The sequence below is a fragment of the Pseudomonas sp. 9.2(2024) genome (assembly GCF_039695385.1).
GTDB classification, from domain to species: Bacteria; Pseudomonadota; Gammaproteobacteria; order Pseudomonadales; family Pseudomonadaceae; genus Aquipseudomonas; species Aquipseudomonas paraglycinae.
In genome coordinates this window covers 643,123-661,829 of sequence record NZ_CP155585.1, presented here as the reverse complement: position 1 = coordinate 661,829, position 18,707 = coordinate 643,123, and the positions used below count along the sequence as shown (strand labels likewise).

The window sequence follows — 18,707 nt, the reverse complement described above, 5'->3', positions numbered from 1 at the left end:
TTCCCACGCAGACGGTTCGACGCCTCGACGTGGGAACGATCAGTGATAAAAAAACGCAGCCTGTGGCTGCGTTTTTTTGCCCTGCGTTTAGAGGACTTGCCGCAGGAACGCCTGGGCTCGCGGATCCTTCGGCGCATCGAAGAACTCCGCCGGCGAGGCGTCTTCCAACAGTTTGCCGTGATCGAAGAACAGCACCCGATCCGCCACTTCCCGGGCGAAGCCCATTTCGTGGGTCACGCAAACCATGGTCATCCCTTCCACAGCCAGGTTTTTCATCACGTCCAGCACTTCACCGACCATTTCCGGGTCGAGGGCCGAGGTCGGTTCGTCGAACAGCATTACTTTGGGGTCCATCGCCAGCGCCCGGGCAATCGCCACCCGCTGTTGCTGACCGCCGGACAGGCGCGACGGGTATTCGCGGGCCTTCTGGGCGATGCCGACCTTCTCCAGCAACGCCAGGGCCTTGGCCTCGCTTTCCTTCTGGCCGCGCTTGCGCACGACTTTCTGCGCCAGGCACAGGTTTTCCAGCACGGTCATGTGCGGGAACAGATTGAAATGCTGGAACACCATACCGACTTCGCGGCGATAGGCGTTGACGTCGGTTTTCGGGTCGGCCAGTTGCAGGCCGTCGATGCTCACCGAGCCGGAATCGAATTCTTCCAGACCATTGAGGCAACGCAGGAAGGTCGACTTGCCGGAACCGGACGGGCCGATCACCACCAGCACTTCGCCCTTGGCCACGGAAGTGCTGACGTTATCCACCGCGCGCACCACCTGCCCACGGGTGTCGAAGACTTTTACCAGATCGCGGACTTCAATCACTTTGCGCGAGCCTCCGCTCAAGCCGGCTGGCGATTTTCGACAGCGGCAGGTTGATCAACAGGTACAGGCCGGCGACGCAGAACAGGATCTCGAACGGCGAGAACGACGTGGTGATGACTTCACGGCCGCTTTTCAGCAACTCGGTGATGGCGATCACCGACACCAGCGAGGTGTCTTTGACCAGACTGATGAACTGCCCGGCCAGCGGCGGCAGCACGCGTTTGAACGCTTGCGGCAACACCACATGACGCATCGACTGGCCAGCGCTCAGCCCCAGCGAACGCGCTGCTTCGTTCTGGCCGCGGGCAATCGACTGCACGCCGGAACGGATGATTTCCGCCACGTAGGCGCCGGTGAACAGTGACAGCGCGGCGATCCCGGCGAACTCCCGGGACAGGTTCATTACCGTGCCGATGAAGAAATAGAAAATGAAGATCTGCACCAGCAGCGGCGTGCCGCGCACCAGTTCGACATAGATCGTCGACAGGTCGCGCAGGGTCGGGTTGCTCGACAGCCGGCACAGCCCGGTGGCCAGACCGATCAGCAGACCCAGCACGCCGGACACCACCGACAGCCAAAGCGTGGTCCACAGGCCCCACAACAGCGGACCTGCCGCCCAATGCCGCGTCACGCCCACGACGTCGCCTTCGGCCACATCGTCGCCCTGAGCGAATTGCAGGCTGTTTTCGTCGACGGTCAGGCGCTGCTCGTCACCGGCATCGTTGCGCAGGGTGACCTGCGCGCTGCCACTTTTGCGCACCAGTTCGCTGACGGTGGAAATGTCGGTCGCGCGCTGGGTTTCCTCGGCCTGATAGGCGAAGTACTGCGGCACGCGATTCCAGCGCCATTCGTAGGACATCAGCGACGTGGCGTAATACAACGCGCCAGCCAGGCCGACCAGCACCAGCACAGTCAGGACGTGCCAGGGCCATTGGGCTTTTTTCTGTTTCATTGAATGTTTCTCTGATTCGCTCGTTCCCACGCTCTGCGTGGGAATGCATCCTGTGACGCTCTGCGTCACGCTTGCTAAGGGACGCGGAGCGTCCCGGGCGGCGTTCCCACGCAAAGCGTGGGAACGATCAGCGGGCGGGCCTTATTCCATGTCCTTGAGCCACTCGGTGCTCTTGAACCACTTGTCATGGATGCGATCGTAGGTGCCGTCTTCGTGGATCTGGTGCAGGAAGTTGTTGATGAAGTTGATGCTGTCGTAGTCGCCCTTCTTCAGACCGAAGGCCAGCGGCTCGTAGGTGAACGGCTTGTCGAGGAACACCAGTTTGCCGGCGCCGACCTTGTTCACCGCGACCACGTTGTACGGCGCGTCGTAGATAAAGGCGTCAGCCTTGCCGTTGACCACGTCGAGCACGGCTTCCTGCTCGTTGTCGTAACCGTGGTACTTGGCCTTGGAGATCAGCTTCTTGGCGACCATCTCGCCGGTGGTGCCGAGCTTGGAAGTGATGCGGTAGTCGGCGGTGTTCAGGTCTTTGTAGGACTTGATGGTGCCTTCCAGCTCTTTACGGATCAGCAGGGTCTGGCCGACCACGATGAACGGTTCGCTGAAGTTCAGGCGCAGGTTGCGCTCCTGGGTCAGGGTCATGCCGCTGCCGATCATGTCGAACTTGTCGGTCATCAGCGCCGGGATGATCCCGTCGTAGCCGGTGGAGACCAGCTCCAGCTTGACGCCCATCGCCTTGGTCATGGCTTTGAGGATGTCGACTTCGAAACCGATGATTTCGCCGCGCTTGTTGGTCATTTCGAACGGCATGTAGGTCGGATCCATGCCGACTTTCAACGAGCCACGCTTGACCGCGTCGTCGATGGCGCCGGCCTGCGCCGCATTGACTGCAACCAGTGCCGTGACGCCGACCAGCAGCATCGACAGATACTTCTTCATCTTCAAGTCCCCAAAACCATTGCGTTTGCGGCGCGAAAACCGACAGAAATGGACAAGATTGTCCGGGTGCGCCAATTCGGGGACGGATGCTAACGCACTCGATTTTTTGCACAAGGTTTAATGGACGATTTGTTTAACATTCAAGGGCCGACCCTCACCCCAGCCCTCTCCCCAGAGGGGAGAGGGGGAAAGGGAGCCGATCTTCGTTGTCTTCCAGACCGGAGTTCAACTCGGTATCTCACGTCGGCGTAACTCGAGCATTCAACTCGGTCAGTCCCCTCTCCCTCCGGGAGAGGGTTAGGGTGAGGGGGGCTCTTTTTCTGGACATAAAAAACCCCGCTTTCGCGGGGTTTCTGCATCAGGCCGGTTGCGCCTGCAAGCTCACAGGCTTGAGCGGCAGCAGCGGTGCATGAGGATCAGCTTTCACCGAAGCCCGCCATGCGTCCAGCCACTCGGCATGACCTTCGGCCCACACCTGCTCGTGCAGACGGGCCAGGGCCACCGGATCGCTCAGCAGTTGCAGGCGATCATGGTTGTTCAGCCCGGCCGGGCCGACCTTGATCGCGTGACGCACACGTTCCTGACGTAGCCATTCGATCGGCTCGGCCTGACCGTGACGCGAGGTCGCCAGCGAGCACGCCAGGGCGTTCTGCTGCGGATCGACCACGGCGCGGACGAAGCCGTCGTTCAGTGCGTGCCAGCGGTTTTCGTGGGTGTACTGATCGGTGGCCAGCAGCTCCTGTGGCGGATTGTATTCCTCGGGGATGAGGAACAGGCTTTCGTCACGGGATTTGAGGCCCAGACCGACGCGGCTGGAAATCACCGACACCGGAATCGACAGCATCAGCGAACCGACGATCGGCACCAGCCACCACAGGAAGCTCGGGTTCAGCCAGATCACCAGCAGCGCCCAGAAGAAGCCCAGCAGGGTCTGCGGACCGTGACGCTTGACCGCTTCGCTCCATGGCGTCGAGTCGTCGTCACGCTGCGGAGAATTCCAGGTCGCGGCCCAGCCGAGGAACGCGGCCAGAACGAAACGGGTGTGGAAAATCATCCGCACCGGCGCCAGCAGCATGGAGAACAGCATCTCCAGCAGCATCGACAGGGTCACCTTGAACTTGCCGCCGAACTCTTTCGCGCCCTTGGCCCAGATCAGGATGATGCTCAACAGCTTCGGCAGGAACAGCAGCACGATGGTCGTCGAGAACAGCGCGATCGCCTTGTCCGGGTGCCATTGTGGCCACAGCGGATAGAGCTGACGCGGTTCGAGGAAGTACTGCGGCTCCATCAGCGTGTTCACCGCCAGCAGCGCGGTCGACAACACCAGGAAGAAGAACCACAGCGGCGCCGACAGGTAAGACATCACGCCAGTCAGAAACACCGCGCGGTGCACCGGGTGCATGCCTTTTACCAGGAACAGACGGAAGTTCATCAGGTTGCCGTGGCACCAGCGACGGTCACGCTTGAGTTCATCGAGCAGGTTCGGCGGCAGTTCTTCGTAGCTGCCCGGCAGATCGTAGGCAATCCACACGCCCCAGCCGGCACGGCGCATCAGCGCCGCTTCAACGAAGTCGTGAGAGAGGATCGCACCGGAGAACGCACCCTTGCCCGGCAACGGCGCCAGAGCGCAGTGGTCGATGAACGGCTTCATGCGGATGATCGCGTTGTGACCCCAGTAGTGGGATTCACCCAGCTGCCAGAAGTGCAGGCCGGCGGTGAACAGCGGACCGTACACGCGAGTGGCGAACTGCTGCATGCGTGCATACAGCGTGTCCATGCCCGAAGCGCGCGGCGCGGTCTGGATGATGCCGGCGTCCGGAGTGGCCTCCATCAGGCGCACCAGACTGGTCAGGCACTCGCCGCTCATGACCGAGTCGGCGTCGAGTACGACCATGTACTTATAGTCACCGCCCCAGCGACGGCAGAAGTCGTCGAGGTTACCGCTCTTGCGTTTGACGCGACGGCGACGGCGGCGATAGAAGATCTTGCCGAAGCCCTTCGCTTCACGGCAGACGTCCAGCCAGGCCTGCTGCTCGGCAACGCAGATGTCGGTGTCGTTACTGTCACTGAGGACGAAGAAGTCGAAACGGTCCAGGTCGCCGGTAGCGGCGACCGACTCGAAGGTCGCGCGCAGACCGGCGAACACCCGAGGCACGTCTTCGTTGCAGATCGGCATCACCAGTGCGGTGCGCGCGTCTTTCGGAATCGGCTCGTTGCCGGCACTTTTACCGGAGATCCGGTATTTATCGTGGCCGGTAAGCAATTCGAGGAAGCCCATCAGCGCGGTCCAGAAACCGGCCGACACCCAGCAGAACAGAATCCCGAACATGATCAGGATGCTGGTCTGCAGCGCATATGGCAGCACTTGCGTGGCGGTTTGCAGCAGCGGTTGATGCAGGACTTCTTCCAGATCGACGAACGACCAGCCCTGGTACGGCATGATGCCTTTCATGTACCAGCCGGCGACGATGGTCTGACCCAGCATCAGCACCAGCAGAATGTAGCGACGGATCGAACCGACCGTGCGCCACCGCGCCGCCGGCAGCACATTGGCGTCCTTCGGCGGTTGCGGCGGGTTGGTCCGGCCGGTCAGGCGGCGCCAGCCACGCACCAGAATGTTGGTGCGCCACGGCTCCGGCACGACCTTGGTCCGACGGATCGGCGGCGTGGCCTTCATGCTGACCCGGCCGCTGGCGTCGAGCACCAGCATTTCCGCGTCTTCCAGCTCTTCGGCGGTGCTCAGGGTCAGGCGCTTGCCCACCGAAGCCTGGGCGGCTTCGGTCGGCGCGTCAAAGGTCTTGGACGACAGGCGTTCATGCAATTCGCTGAAGGACTGGCAGCCCGCGAGTTCCGCGCGCTGCTCGTCGGTCATCGGCAGATGCGCCAGGTACTCGGACAGAGTCTCTGGCTGTACTTGAGAGTTACTCATCGGCAGGCAACTGATAGCTCCAGGTCTCGGTCAGGACTTCTTCAGTCGGTGCCGATTCCGGTGTGGCTGGGGCTGCGTCCGCAGCGGCTGGCTGCTTGGCGTCTTTGTTGGCCTTGTCCTTGGCATCTGCAACCGGCTTGGCGTCGGCCTGTTTGGCCTCGGCGGCCTTGGCTTCCTTGTCGGCTTTCTCTTGTTGCTTGGCGGCAACCTTGTCGGCCTTGGCTACCGACGAGTTGGACGTCGGCACCGAAGACTTGGCCAGATCAGCGGTGACCACTGGCTGCACCAGAGCTGCGCGCATCTCGGTGGACTTGCTCGGGTCCTTGATCTTCATCCGCAGGGTCAGGCGCCAGCCCTTGGTTTCCGGGTTGTAGCGCACGCTGTTCTCGACCAGTTCGGCGTTGTCGCCGACGCTGACCTGGCTGCGAACGTCTGCATCCGGGGCCAGGGCGGCCAGGGACGGGCCCTCGAAGTCGACCAGGTAGGCAACGCTGCCATCCGGCTGACGGATCAGGTTCGATTGCTTGACGTCACCGGTCGAACGCAGGGTCTGGTTGACCCAGGCGCTGTCCGGCGCGTGCAGCGCGGCTTCGTCGATGGTCCAGTGCATGCGGTAGGCGAAGTCCAGCGGCTGGCCTGGCTCCGGCAGTTTTTCCGGGCTCCAGAACGCAACGATGTTGTCGTTGGTTTCGTCGGCGGTCGGGATCTCGACCAGATCGACGGTGCCTTTGCCCCAGTCGCCCTTCGGCTCGATCCAGGCGCTTGGGCGCTTGTCGTAGCGGTCGTCGAGGTCTTCGTAGTGGCTGAAGTCACGGCCACGTTGCAGCAGACCGAAACCACGCGGGTTTTCGACGCTGAACTGGCTGACAGCCAAATGTTTCGGGTTGTTCAGTGGGCGCCAGATCCACTCGCCGTTGCCGGCATGGATCGACAGACCGCTGGAGTCGTGCAGTTCACGACGGTAGTTGAGCACTTTCGACGGCTGGTTGGCGCCGAACAGGAACATGCTGGTCAGCGGCGCGATGCCGAGCTTGCCGACCTTGTCACGCAGGTACATCTGGCCCTTGACGTCGACGATGGTGTCGCTGCCCGGACGCAGGATCAGACGGTAGGCGCCGGTCGCACGTGGCGAATCCAGCAGGGCGAAGATCACCAGGTGCTTGTCGCCCGGCTTCGGCTGCTGAATCCAGAACTCGCGAAAACGCGGGAATTCTTCGCCGGACGGCAAAGCGGTATCGATCGCCAGACCACGGGCCGACAGACCGTAGGTGTGACCCTTGCCGACAACGCGGAAGTAGCTCGCGCCCAGCATGGTCATGATTTCGTCTTGCTTGTCAGCCTTGTTGATCGGGTACAGGACACGGAAACCGGCGTAGCCCAGTTGTTCGGTGGCCTTAGGATCGAACTGCAGGTCGCCGAAATCGAAACGGCTAGGATCGTATTTGATCTCTTCGACGGTGTTCGCGGTGATTTCGTTGATTTTCACCGGCGTATCGAAGTGCATGCCCTGATGATAGAAGGACAGCTTGAACGGGGTCTTCTGGTCGGCCCATTCGGCTTTTTCGGTGCGGAAACGAATCTTTTGATAGTCCGCGAATTTCATTTCACGGAATTCGTTTGGCAGGTTGCTGCGCGGGGCTTCGAACTTCTGCCCGGCCAGCTCTTTGGCCTTGGCCGACACATCGTCAAGATTGAATGCCCAAAGCTGGCCGGCGCTGAGCAGGCAGAGTACTGCCGAGCCCGCTACCAGAGCGCTGCGCAAGCGTTTGGCAGACAATTTTGCTGCATTACAGGGACTAACAATCACGAGCAACCCTCGCCGAAAACAGATCAATAAACCAACGGCCAGATGAAGTGCCTGTGAGGGATTCGGTACAAAAAAACCGACCTTTCAGGGCACCCTTGCCAAGTTGGCGAGCATTGTTCCGACTCCGCTGGGTCAAAATGATTCCCCAATCGGATCCGGACAAGTCTCTACCTAAGTCAAAATGGACCAACGAACGCTGATCCCCGTAGCGCGCGATTATCTAGTAGCCCGCGTGACAACGCATCAGGGGTAACAAAGTATTTATCGCGAAAATTCCCTGTTTTCAGTCGAAAAGCCCTTAAAAAGATGTTTCAAGCGCTTTCATGTCTGTAACAGGAAGGTTACCGGGCCATCATTGACCAGGTGCACCTGCATATCCGCGCCGAATCTACCTGATGCCACTGTGCCATGCATCTGTTTCGCTCTGCTTAATAGATAGTCGAATAATTCTTCGCCCAGCGCCGGAGGGGCGGCGGTCGAAAAACTCGGGCGCAACCCGCTTTTGGTGTCGGCAGCGAGGGTGAACTGAGAGACCAGCAGCAACCCGCCGCCCACATCCGCCAGGGACAGATTCATCTTGCCCTCGGCGTCACTGAACACTCGATAGTTAAGCAGCTTATGCAGAAGTTTGTCGGCGCTGGCCGGCGTGTCGTCGGGTTCGACCGCCACCAGCACCAGCAAACCCTGATCGACACTGCCAACCACCTCGCCCGCCACTTCGACCCGCGCGCCTTTCACGCGCTGCAAAAGACCCTTCATGCTTCTTCGGGCGGCAGGTCGAGCAGACGACGGGCCATTTTGCTGGCGGCGCGCACCAGTGCATCGGTGATGCCCGGTTCGGACGCGGCGTGGCCGGCATCGCGGATCACCTGCAGCTCGCTGTTCGGCCAGGCCTGATGCAGTTCCCAGGCGTTGTCGAGCGGGCAGATCACGTCGTAGCGGCCGTGGATGATCACGCCCGGCAGATGGGCGATCTTGCCCATGTCGCGGATCAGCTGGTTCGGCTCAAGAAACGCATTGTTGGTGAAGTAGTGGCATTCGATCCGCGCGATCGACAAGGCGCGCTGCGGTTCGGAGAAACGGTCGACCACCAGCGGGTTCGGCCGCAGGGTCGCGGTGCGCCCTTCCCAGGTCGACCAGGCCTTGGCCGCGTGCATCTGGGCGATCTGGTCGTTGCCAGTCAGGCGTTTGTGGAAAGCGCTGAGCAGGTCGTCACGCTCGTCCAGCGGAATCGGCGCGAGGTAGTCCTGCCAGTAATCGGGGAACAGACGGCTGGCGCCGGCCTGGTAGAACCATTCGATTTCCTGCGGACGGCAGAGAAAGATCCCGCGCAGGATCAGCCCATGCACGCGTTCCGGGTGGGTCTGCGCGTAGGCCAGCGCCAGGGTCGAACCCCAGGAGCCGCCGAACAGCACCCATTTGTCGATGCCCAGGTGTTTACGAATACGCTCGAGGTCTTCGACCAGATCCCAGGTGGTGTTGTTTTCCAGACTGGCGTGGGGCGTGGAGCGACCGCAACCGCGCTGGTCGAAGGTGACAATGCGATACAGGTTCGGATCAAAATAGCGGCGACTCTGGGCGTCGCACCCGGCGCCGGGACCTCCGTGGATGAACACCACCGGCAAACCTTCCGGTGAACCGCTTTCGTCGACGTACAGCGTGTGGGTGTCATCGACGGCCAGATCGTGCCGTGCGTGAGGTTTGATCTGCGGAAACAAAGTCTGCATTGCGCGCTCCGTAAGGGGTCGAGGTCATCCCTGGGGGGACTTCTATTATTCTGCCGTCCGGCATCATAAACCCGATTTACGTCAATGAGCATGCCCGTGCGCTGTCACAATTTGTCAGCCATGAACCCCAGCAGGTTCTCAAAGAGACGATCGACCTCGGCGACCTGATGCCGCGCCCGCAGGCAGCCGTGAACCAGCCCTTCGCCGTAGTACAGCACCGCGTCGACTCCCGCCGCGTTCAGCCGTTCGGCGTAGCACACGCCGTCGTCACGCAATGGATCGAACTGCGCCACGGCAATCCAGGCCGGGGGCAAACCGCTGAAGTCCCCGGCCAGCAACGGCATCGCATAGGCGTTCGGCTTCGCGGTGCCGCGCAGATACAAGGCGTGATAGCAATCGACATCGCTGCTGGCGAGCAACGGCGCATCGGCGCATTCGCTGCGTGACGCTAACTGTGCGTCGCCTCCCATCCCCGGATAGATCAAGACCTGCGCGCCCGGCAGCGGCTCGCCGGCATCGCGCAGCGCCAGGCACAGCGCCGCCGCCAGATTGCCGCCGGCGCTGTCGCCCGCCACCAGCATCCGTCCGGGATCGAACCAGAACGGTCCGCTGCGCAACGCGCGCCAGACGCTCAGGCAATCCTCGAAACCGGCCGGGAACGGATGCTCCGGCGCCAGCCGGTAATCCACCGCCACCACCATTGCCCCGAGCGCCATCGCCAGCTCGCAGCAGATGAAGTCATGGGAATCCAGCCCGCCGACCACCCAACCGCCGCCGTGCAGATACAACACGCACGGCCAGCCACTGGCCGATGGCCGGACAGGCGGGCGATACGAACGCACCGCCACCCCGCTCAACTGGAAATCCACCACCTCCAGACCCGTCGGCCGTTCGGGCGTGAACGCGCGGCACATGGCGTCATAGGATTTGCGCAATCCGCCGAGGCTGCTGTCATCGCTGGCGAAGCTTTCGGTTCTGGCGACGAACGCCGCCATCGACGGCGAGAGTGGATAAGTGCCCATCAGTTTTTCAGGCTGGCCTGAACCGTGGCCACGCCGTCCTTGCCGTCAAAACTGCTGACACCCGCCAGCCAGCGTTGCAGATCTTCGGGATGCTCACGCAGCCAGGTCTTCGCCACTTCCTGAGGGGTCTTGCGCTCCATGATCGGCACCATCAACTGGCTTTCCTGGGCGGCGGTGAAGGTCAGGTTTTCCAGCAGTCGATGGACGTTCGGGCAGCGCTCGGCGTAGTCCGGCGCGGTGACGGTGGAAACGGTGGCGGCGCCTTCGTTCGGGCCGTAGACGTCTTCGCTGCCGGTCAGGTAGGTGATTTTCATGTTGATGTTCATCGGGTGCGGGGTCCAGCCGACGAATACCACGAATTCCTTGCGGTTTACCGCTCGTTGCACGGCGGCGAGCATGCCGGCCTCACCGGATTCAATGATCTTGAAATCCTTCAGGCCGAAGTGGTTGGTTTCGATCATGGTCTTGATCGTGGTGTTGGCGCCGCTGCCGGGCTCGATGCCGTAGATTTTGGCGCCGAGTTGATCCTTGAATTTCGCGATGTCGCCAAAGGTCTTCAGCCCCGCCGCCGCCACGTAATCCGGAACCGCCAGCGTCGCCTGGGCGTCGGCCAGGCTTGGTTTGTCCATGACTTTGACCTGATTGGCGGCGAGGAACGGCGCGATGTTCTTGTCCATCGCCGGTTTCCAGTAGCCGAGGAAGATGTCCAGACGCTTGTCGCGGATGCCGGCGAAGATGATTTGCTGCACGGCGCTGGTCTGTTTGCTTTCGTAGCCGAGGCCGTTGAGCAGCACGTCGGCCATGCCGCTGGTGGCGATCACGTCGGTCCAGTTGACCACGCCCATGCGCACGGTTTTGCAGGATGCATCGTCGGAAGCCAGGGCGCCGGCGCTGAGCAGCGCACTGCCGGTGAGGATTAACGCACAACGAGTGAACAGTTTTTTCATGAGGGATCGTCTCGTGCGGCAGCGGGTTATTGTTCGGATCGGTGTCTTCTTGCACCGTGGCCGAAACATTACGCAGCAGACGAGCGGGAAAAGCGAACTGTGGCGACCGGGATTTGCACGGTGGCGACCCAGGCCGTGCACAAACCTGTGGTCACCACAAAAACTGTGGGAGCGAGCTTGCTCGCGATGGCGTCGTGTCAGTCACCAGAACTTTCACTGTCAGACCGCTATCGCGAGCAAGCTCGCTCCCACAGAGTTTTATGCGGTGTAGTGGGTCTTGCCCCAGGCAAGCAGCCCTTGCAGCAATTCCTTCAGCACCACACGCGTCGGCTCCGCCAGATCGGCGCGGTAGCGGAACGGCTCGAACTCTTCCATGTAGGTGCACTGGCCCAGCTCCAGTTGCACGGCGTGGATGTTCTCGGCCGGGTTGCCGTAGTGACGGGTGATGTGGCCGCCCTTGAAGCGTCCGTTCAGCACATGGCTGTAAGCGTCGTGGCGGGCGCAGATCGCTTCCAGTTGTGTGGCCAGTTGTGGATCGCAACTGGCGCCATTGAAGGTGCCAAGGTTGAAATCCGGCAGCTTGCCGTCGAACAGGTGCGGGATGATCGAACGGATCGAGTGTGCATCGAACAGCAGCGCGTAACCGAACTCGACCTTCAGCCGCGCCAGCTCTTCCTGCAAGGTGCGGTGGTACGGCGTCCAGATCTGCTCCAGGTACGTCGCACGCTCTTCTTTCGACGGCTCTTTGCCTTCCTTGAGCAACGGAATGCCATCGAACAGCGTCGCCGGGAACAGACCGGTGGTGGCGCCGGCGTACAGCGGTTTGTCGTCGGACGGCCGGTTGAGGTCGATGACGAACCGCGAGTACTCGGCCGCCAGGGTGCTGGCGCCCAGTTCGGCGGCGAAGTCGTAGAGCTGCGGAATGTGCCAGTCGGTGTCCGGCAGGCTTTTCGCGTCCGGGATCAACCCGGCCTCGACCGCCGGAGTCAGGCGCACACCGGCGTGGGGCATGCTGATCAGCAGCGGCACGCGACCTTGTTTGAAGTTCAGAACCTTATCCACAACCGCTCTCCTACAGACTTGATTCAACGCCGTGACGGACGACGCGTTTATCCAGTTCACCACCCAGCCAGTACGCCAGATCCGCCGGGCGGTCGATCTGCCAGGCGACAAAATCCGCGACCTTGCCGACTTCCAGCGAACCGTGGGTATCGGCCATGCCCAGGGCTTGCGCCGCGTGAATCGTGGCGCCGGCCAGGGCTTCTTCCGGGGTCATGCGGAAACAAGTGCAGGCCATGTTCAGCATCAGGCGCAACGACAGCGCCGGCGAGGTGCCGGGGTTGAGGTCGCTGGCGATGGCGATTTTCACTTTGTGTTTGCGCAGGGCGTCCATCGGCGGCAACTGGGTTTCGCGCAGGAAGTAGAACGCGCCCGGCAACAGCACTGCGACGGTGTCGGATTCGGCCATGGCGATGGCGTCGGCTTCGTCCATGAACTCCAGGTGATCGGCGGACAATGCGTGATAGCGCGCGGCCAGGCTGGAGCCATGCAGCGACGACAATTGTTCGGCGTGCAGCTTCACCGGCAGACCGAGTTCTTGCGCGGCGATGAACACCCGCTCGACCTGCTCCGGGGAGAACGCCAGGTATTCGCAGAACGCATCCACCGCATCCACCAGGCCTTCGGCGGCCAGCGCTGGCAGCATTTCGGCGCAGATGTGATCGATGTAATCGTCGGCGCGATCTTTATATTCCGGCGGCAATGCGTGAGCAGCCAGACAAGTGCTGCGCACGCTGATCGGCAGTTCGTCGGCGAGGCGACGGATGACCCGCAGGATCTTGCGCTCGCTGGCCAGATCGAGGCCGTAGCCGGACTTCATTTCGACCGTGGTCACGCCGTCGCGCATCAGGCTTTTCAGACGTTTGGCGGCGCTGGCGAACAGCTCGTCTTCCGAGGCCTCACGCGTGGCACGCACGGTGCTGGCGATGCCGCCGCCGGCCGCTGCGATTTCGGCATAGCTGACGCCTTGCAGGCGCTTCTCGAACTCGCCGCTGCGGTTGCCGCCGAACACGGTGTGAGTGTGGCAATCGATCAGGCCGGGGGTGACCCACGCGCCTTGCAGGTCATTGACCGCCGGGTATTCGCCTGACGGCAATTGGCTGCGCGGGCCAATCCACTCGATGAGTGCACCGGACGTCACGATGGCCGCATCCTCGATGATCGAGTAGACGCCTTGCGCCATGGTTGCGACGTGGCAGTGTTGCCAGAGGGTTTTCACTGTGAGCCTCCGTTGGATTCTGTTTGGTGGGCAGCCTTCAAAAGCCCCCTCACCCTAACCCTCTCCCGGAGGGAGAGGGGACTGACCGGGTTGCTCTTTCGAGGTACATCGACCTGAAATTCTTGAGTCGAACTCAGGTTCTGAAAACGATGAAGATCTGCTCCCTTTCCCCCTCTCCCCCTTGGGGGAGAGGGCTGGGGTGAGGGGGATCGGTTTCCCGGACGACAAAAATCCCCCTGAAAAAACGCTTACAAACTAGGCAGCAACTTCGCCGGAACCAGTTCAGTCAGGACCCGCGAAGCCAACAGTTCGGTCGCCGCGTTGATATCCGGCGCGAAGAAGCGGTCCTTCTCGTAGAACGGCACTTCGCGACGCAGAATCCCTCGGGCCAGTTCCAGTTTGGCCGAAGTTTTCAGGCCGTTGCGCAGATCAAGCCCCTGCACCGCCGCCAGCCACTCCACCGCAAGAATCCCGCGGGTATTCTCAGCCATTTCCCACAGGCGCTTGCCAGCGGCCGGGGCCATCGACACGTGGTCTTCCTGGTTGGCGGAAGTCGGCAGGCTGTCCACCGAATGCGGATGGGACAGCGCCTTGTTCTCGCTGGCCAGGGCCGCAGCGGTCACCTGGGCGATCATGAAGCCGGAGTTCACGCCGCCATTGGCCACCAGGAACGGCGGCAGTTGCGACATGTGCTTGTCCATCATCAGCGAGATACGACGCTCGCTCAGGGAACCGATTTCGGCAATGGCCAGGGCCATGTTGTCAGCGGCCATGGCTACCGGCTCGGCGTGGAAGTTGCCGCCGGAAATCACGTCGCCTTCGGCCGCGAACACCAGCGGGTTGTCGGATACGGCGTTGGCTTCGACAGCCAGCACTTCGGCGGCCTGGCGGAACTGGGTCAGGCACGCACCCATGACTTGCGGCTGGCAACGCAGCGAGTACGGGTCCTGCACCTTTTCACAGTTCTGGTGCGAGTCGGAGACTTCGCTGCGTTCGCCCAGCAGATCGCGGTAAGCGGCAGCGGCGTCGATCTGGCCTTTCTGGCCACGGGCGGCGTGGATGCGAGCATCGAACGGCGAACGCGAGCCGAGCACCGCTTCCACCGTCAGACCGCCCAGCGCCAGTGCGCCAGCGAACAGGTCTTCACTTTCGAACAGACCACGCAACGCGAATGCGGTGGACACCTGAGTGCCGTTGAGCAGCGCCAGACCTTCTTTCGCCGCCAGCGTCAGCGGCGTCAGACCGGCGACTTTCAGGGCTTCGGTCGCTTCCATCCACTCGCCCTTGTAGCGCGCCTTGCCTTCGCCCAGCAGCACCAGCGACATGTGCGCCAATGGCGCCAGGTCGCCGGAGGCACCGACCGAACCTTTCAGCGGAATGTGTGGGTAAACCTCGGCGTTGATCAGGGCGATCAGCGCATCGATCACCACGCGACGGATGCCGGAGAAACCACGGCTGAGGCTGTTGACCTTGAGTACCATGATCAGGCGCACCAGCTCATCGCTGATCGGCTGGCCGACGCCGGCGGCGTGGGACAGCACCAGCGAGCGCTGGAGGTTTTCCAGGTCTTCGCTGGCGATGCGGGTGGAGGCCAGCAGGCCGAAACCGGTGTTGATGCCGTAGGCGGTGCGGTTTTCCGCGAGGATCTGCTCGACGCAGGCCACGCTGGCTTCGATCTGCGCGCTGGCGCTGTTGTCGAGGGTCAGCTTGACCGGGTTCTGATAAACGTCACGCAGTTGGGCCAGGCTCAGTTGGCCGGGGATCAGGTTCAGCGCAGTCATTTAAATGCTCCTTTTGAGGCATTGTTATTAACTACCAGTCGCTCCGGAGCATTCCGTTATCCGTCGCCTCTCGTCTTTTGGACGATCCGCGCCTTGGCACGCTGGTATGGGTAGTTGTCAGTGCAGATTGGGTAATGCGTTGTGCAGCAGATCCGGGTCTTTCAGAACGCCTGCAGCAGCGGCGATGTCCGGCGCCAGCCAGCGGTCCTGATCGTAGGCCGGGACTTTTTCGCGCAGCAGTCGCCAGGCGGTATCGGTGCCGGCGCCGAATCGCTGTTCCTTGAGGAATTCAAACGCCTGGGCCGCCAGCAGGTATTCGATGGCGAGGATCTGCGTGCAGTTTTCCAGCGCGCGGTGCAGCTTCAGCGCGGCGTTGGTGCCCATGCTCAAGTGGTCTTCCTGCAGGCCCGAGGTGACATAGTTGTCGAGCACCGCCGGTTGCGCCAACTGGCGGTTTTCCGCGCACAGCGACGCGGCGACGTATTGCACGATCATCATCCCGGAGTTCACCCCCGGATTGGCCACCAGAAACGCCGGCAGACCGCTGACGTGCGGGTTGATCAGGCGATCCAGACGCCGCTCGGCAATCGAGCCGATTTCGGCCATCGCAATCGCCAGCAGATCCGCCGCCAGCGCCACCGATTGCCCGTGCGGATTGGCCTGGGACATCACCCGGAAGTCATCCGGCGTGCCCAGCAGCAACGGGTTGTCGGTGCAGCCGTTGAGTTCGGTTTCGATCTGCTTGATCGCGTGTTCCAGCTGATCGCGGGCGGCGCCGTGCACCTGCGGGATCGAACGGATGCTCAGTGCATCCTGAGTGCGAATGCCTTTGCTCGACGCAATCACTTCACTGCCATCGAGCAAGGCGCGCAAATTGACGCCGACCTGCTGCATGCCCGGATGCGGCTTGAGCGCAATGATCTCGGCATCGAACGCGGCGATCTGGCCGCGCTGGGCCTCGAAGCTCATGGCGCCGATCACGTCGGCCCATTGCAGCAGACGCGTGGAGTCGGCGATCGCCAGGCAACCGAGGCCGGTCATGCACGGCGTACCGTTGACCAGACACAGACCGTCCTTCGCCCCGAGCTGAACCGGTTGCAGGCCCTCTTCGGCCAGCGCCTGCTGCGCAGAAACCACCTGCCCGCGATAGCTGACATTGCCCACGCCCAGCAGCGCGATGCCGATGTGCGCCATGTGGGTCAGGTAACCCACCGAACCCTGCGACGGCACTTGCGGGGTGATGCCGCGATTGAGCAGCGCCAGCAGCGCTTCGACCACCCGACGATGAATGCCGGATTTGCCGTGGCTGTAGTTGCGGATCGCGGCGCACATGATTGCGCGGGTCTGCTCGTCGGCCAGTACCGGACCAACGCCGCAGGCATGGCTGAGCAAGGTGTTGCGCGACAGCTGACTGAGCTGCTCGTCTTTCAGCGAAACGTTGCACAGCGCACCGAGACCGGTGTTCACACCATAGGCGCGCTCGCCGCTGGCAACGATACGCTGGACGATGCCCTGCGCGTTTTCAATGCGCGCCCAGGTCTGCGCCGACAGCTCGAGCTGCGCTCCGTGACGGGCGACTGCGACCACATCCTGCCAACGCATCGTAGCGTCGGCGATAACGACTTTTTCAGCCTGGGACATCACTTACCTCAACCATAATTTTGATGCAGCTTCACCGGCCTCATCGCTGGCAAGCCAGCTCCCACAGAATCTCCGCTGCTCACACAATCCCTGTGGGAGCGGGCTTGCCCGCGATGAGGCCAGTCTGTGCACTGCAAAACTCAGATCAGACCACCGCCGCCCGCCGCTGCACGAAGCGGTCGACATATTCGTCCGCCGGCGAGTGCAGGATCTCTTTCGGCGTGCCGACCTGGATCAGGCGGCCGTCCTTGAGGATCGCGATGCGGTTGCCGATGCGCACGGCCTCGTCGAGGTCGTGGGTGATGAAGACGATGGTCTTGTGCAGGGTCTTTTGCAGCTCCAGCAACTGGTCCTGCATCTCGGCGCGGATCAGCGGATCCAGCGCACTGAACGCTTCGTCCATCAGGATGATGTCGGTGTCCGCCGCCAATGCCCGGGCCAGACCCACACGCTGGCGCATGCCGCCGGAGAGCTGGTGCGGGTATTTGTTTTCGTAGCCCTTGAGACCCACGGTGTTGATCCAGTGCAGCGCGCGTTCGGCGCACAGCTGCTTGGTCTCGCCACGCACTTTCAGGCCGTAGGCGACGTTGTCGAGCACGGTCTTGTGCGGCAGCAGGCCGAAGCTCTGGAACACCATGCTGATCTTGTGCCGACGAAATTCGCGCAAGGCGTCCATGTCGTATTGCAGGATATCCACGCCGTCCACCAGGATCGCGCCGCTGGTCGGGTCGATCAGGCGGTTGAAGTGGCGCACCAGCGTCGATTTTCCGGAGCCGGACAGGCCCATGATCACGAAGATTTCGCCGGTGCCGATGCTCAGGGACAAGTCGTTGACCCCGACCACGCAACCGGTTTCGTTCAGCACCTGATCCTTGGTCTTGCCCTGGCCGACCATCGCCAGGGCGTCCTTGGCGCGGCTGCCGAAAATCTTGAAGACGTTTTTGACTTCGATCTTGCTCACGGTTGCGTTGCTCATTTGCTCACCTCATGCCGTGGCCGACCATACGCCTGGGTAATGCGGTCGATGACCACTGCGAGAATCACGATCGCCAGACCGGCTTCCAGGCCACGTCCGACGTTGAGGGTCTGAATGCCCACCAGCACATCTTCACCCAGGCCACGGGCGCCGATCATCGAGGCGATCACCACCATCGACAGGGCCATCATGGTGGTCTGGTTGATCCCGGCCATGATGCTCGGCAGGGCCAGCGGCAGTTGCACGCCGAACAGTTGCTGCCAGCGGTTGGCGCCGAAGGCGTTGATCGCTTCCATCACTTCGCCGTCGACCTGGCGGATGCCCAAATCGGTCAGGCGGATCAGCGGCGGCGCGGCGTAGATCACGGTGGCGAAAATCGCCGGCACCTTGCCCAGGCCGAACAGCATCAGCACCGGAATCAGGTACACGAAGCTCGGCATGGTCTGCATGATGTCGAGCAGCGGCATCAGCACCGAACGCAGGCGATTGCTGCGCGCCGAGAGAATCCCCAGCGGTACGCCGATCAGCACCGAAATGACCGTCGCCACCATCATCAGCGCGAGGGTCTGCATCAACTTGTCCCACAGACCGACAGCGCCGACCAGGAACAACAGACCGACGATCACGGCGGTGGTCACGACTTTGCGCGTCGCATGCCAGGCCACGACGCCGACGATGGCCAGCATCAACCACCACGGCGCGGCGCGCAGCAGGCCTTCAAGATTGACGATGGCCCACAGCAGGGTGTCGGAGATATGGCGGAACACATCGCCGTAGTTGGTGACCAGCGCATCGACCCAACCGTTGACCCAGTCGGCGATGGAAAAGGTAAAGCTTTCGGGAAACATAAGCGGCTCTCAATCAGGAAACTCAATCAAGCGATTGC

15 protein-coding genes are annotated in these 18,707 nt (G+C 62.0%); all 15 read right to left on the bottom strand.

Going from position 1 to position 18,707, the window contains the following annotated elements; translation table 11 throughout:
- Positions 1-87: 87 nt before the first annotated feature.
- Entirely contained in the window at positions 88-822 is a 735-nt protein-coding gene (locus ABFB52_RS02955; RefSeq protein ID WP_064592877.1) for an amino acid ABC transporter ATP-binding protein, read from the bottom strand.
- The gene (locus tag ABFB52_RS02950) at positions 815-1,774 is read right to left on the bottom strand and encodes an amino acid ABC transporter permease (protein WP_129972282.1); all 960 of its coding nucleotides are present in this window, start codon (positions 1,772-1,774) and stop codon (positions 815-817) included. The genes ABFB52_RS02955 and ABFB52_RS02950 overlap by 8 nt, the downstream gene beginning before the upstream one ends.
- A gap of 141 nt (positions 1,775-1,915) precedes the next feature.
- Positions 1,916-2,713, bottom strand: a complete 798-nt coding sequence (locus ABFB52_RS02945; protein WP_039772466.1) for a transporter substrate-binding domain-containing protein — start codon at positions 2,711-2,713, stop codon at positions 1,916-1,918.
- 358 nt (positions 2,714-3,071) lie between these two features.
- Entirely contained in the window at positions 3,072-5,642 is a 2,571-nt protein-coding gene (gene mdoH, locus ABFB52_RS02940) for a glucans biosynthesis glucosyltransferase MdoH (RefSeq protein ID WP_102687887.1), read from the bottom strand.
- Positions 5,635-7,449 (bottom strand): glucan biosynthesis protein G, encoded by a 1,815-nt coding sequence (locus tag ABFB52_RS02935; protein ID WP_129972281.1) that lies wholly within the window; start codon positions 7,447-7,449, stop codon positions 5,635-5,637. The genes mdoH and ABFB52_RS02935 overlap by 8 nt, the downstream gene beginning before the upstream one ends.
- A gap of 321 nt (positions 7,450-7,770) precedes the next feature.
- A complete protein-coding gene (gene dtd / locus ABFB52_RS02930; protein ID WP_129972280.1) occupies positions 7,771-8,208 on the bottom strand; it encodes a D-aminoacyl-tRNA deacylase in 438 nt (145 codons plus the stop codon).
- Positions 8,205-9,176 (bottom strand): prolyl aminopeptidase, encoded by a 972-nt coding sequence (pip, locus tag ABFB52_RS02925; RefSeq protein ID WP_007952436.1) that lies wholly within the window; start codon positions 9,174-9,176, stop codon positions 8,205-8,207. Before pip ends, dtd begins: the two co-directional genes overlap by 4 nt.
- Before the next feature lie 104 nt (positions 9,177-9,280).
- Positions 9,281-10,198 (bottom strand): alpha/beta hydrolase, encoded by a 918-nt coding sequence (locus ABFB52_RS02920; protein WP_129972279.1) that lies wholly within the window; start codon positions 10,196-10,198, stop codon positions 9,281-9,283.
- Positions 10,198-11,145 (bottom strand): choline ABC transporter substrate-binding protein, encoded by a 948-nt coding sequence (locus ABFB52_RS02915; protein WP_085746399.1) that lies wholly within the window; start codon positions 11,143-11,145, stop codon positions 10,198-10,200. Before ABFB52_RS02915 ends, ABFB52_RS02920 begins: the two co-directional genes overlap by 1 nt.
- Before the next feature lie 258 nt (positions 11,146-11,403).
- On the bottom strand, positions 11,404-12,207 hold the full coding sequence (hutG, locus tag ABFB52_RS02910; protein WP_129972278.1) for an N-formylglutamate deformylase: 804 nt from the start codon (positions 12,205-12,207) through the stop codon (positions 11,404-11,406).
- 10 nt (positions 12,208-12,217) lie between these two features.
- Positions 12,218-13,423 carry an imidazolonepropionase gene (gene hutI / locus ABFB52_RS02905; protein ID WP_129972277.1) on the bottom strand — a complete coding sequence of 402 codons (1,206 nt, stop codon included), beginning with the start codon at positions 13,421-13,423 and terminating at the stop codon, positions 12,218-12,220.
- Positions 13,424-13,671: 248 nt separating this feature from the next.
- Positions 13,672-15,204, bottom strand: a complete 1,533-nt coding sequence (hutH, locus tag ABFB52_RS02900; protein WP_129972276.1) for a histidine ammonia-lyase — start codon at positions 15,202-15,204, stop codon at positions 13,672-13,674.
- Between the two features lie 117 nt (positions 15,205-15,321).
- A complete protein-coding gene (gene hutH, locus ABFB52_RS02895) occupies positions 15,322-16,845 on the bottom strand; it encodes a histidine ammonia-lyase (RefSeq protein ID WP_129972275.1) in 1,524 nt (507 codons plus the stop codon).
- Positions 16,846-16,990: 145 nt separating this feature from the next.
- The gene (locus tag ABFB52_RS02890) at positions 16,991-17,821 is read right to left on the bottom strand and encodes a glycine betaine/L-proline ABC transporter ATP-binding protein (RefSeq protein ID WP_102687879.1); all 831 of its coding nucleotides are present in this window, start codon (positions 17,819-17,821) and stop codon (positions 16,991-16,993) included.
- Positions 17,818-18,669, bottom strand: a complete 852-nt coding sequence (locus ABFB52_RS02885) for a proline/glycine betaine ABC transporter permease (protein WP_007952475.1) — start codon at positions 18,667-18,669, stop codon at positions 17,818-17,820. The genes ABFB52_RS02890 and ABFB52_RS02885 overlap by 4 nt, the downstream gene beginning before the upstream one ends.
- Between the last annotated feature and the right edge of the window lie 38 nt (positions 18,670-18,707).

Bases quoted from the DNA above. Each gene is read 5' to 3' on its own strand.
- ABFB52_RS02950 (WP_129972282.1), bottom strand. From the start codon at position 1,774: ATGAAACAGAAAAAAGCCCAATGGCCCTGGCACGTCCTGACTGTGCTG.
- ABFB52_RS02945 (WP_039772466.1), bottom strand. From the start codon at position 2,713: ATGAAGAAGTATCTGTCGATGCTGCTGGTCGGCGTCACGGCACTGGTT.
- mdoH (WP_102687887.1), bottom strand. From the start codon at position 5,642: ATGAGTAACTCTCAAGTACAGCCAGAGACTCTGTCCGAGTACCTGGCG.
- dtd (WP_129972280.1), bottom strand. From the start codon at position 8,208: ATGAAGGGTCTTTTGCAGCGCGTGAAAGGCGCGCGGGTCGAAGTGGCG.
- pip (WP_007952436.1), bottom strand. From the start codon at position 9,176: ATGCAGACTTTGTTTCCGCAGATCAAACCTCACGCACGGCACGATCTG.
- ABFB52_RS02920 (WP_129972279.1), bottom strand. From the start codon at position 10,198: ATGGGCACTTATCCACTCTCGCCGTCGATGGCGGCGTTCGTCGCCAGA.
- ABFB52_RS02915 (WP_085746399.1), bottom strand. From the start codon at position 11,145: ATGAAAAAACTGTTCACTCGTTGTGCGTTAATCCTCACCGGCAGTGCG.
- hutH (WP_129972276.1), bottom strand. From the start codon at position 15,204: ATGACTGCGCTGAACCTGATCCCCGGCCAACTGAGCCTGGCCCAACTG.
- hutH (WP_129972275.1), bottom strand. From the start codon at position 16,845: ATGTCCCAGGCTGAAAAAGTCGTTATCGCCGACGCTACGATGCGTTGG.
- ABFB52_RS02890 (WP_102687879.1), bottom strand. From the start codon at position 17,821: ATGAGCAACGCAACCGTGAGCAAGATCGAAGTCAAAAACGTCTTCAAG.
- ABFB52_RS02885 (WP_007952475.1), bottom strand. From the start codon at position 18,669: ATGTTTCCCGAAAGCTTTACCTTTTCCATCGCCGACTGGGTCAACGGT.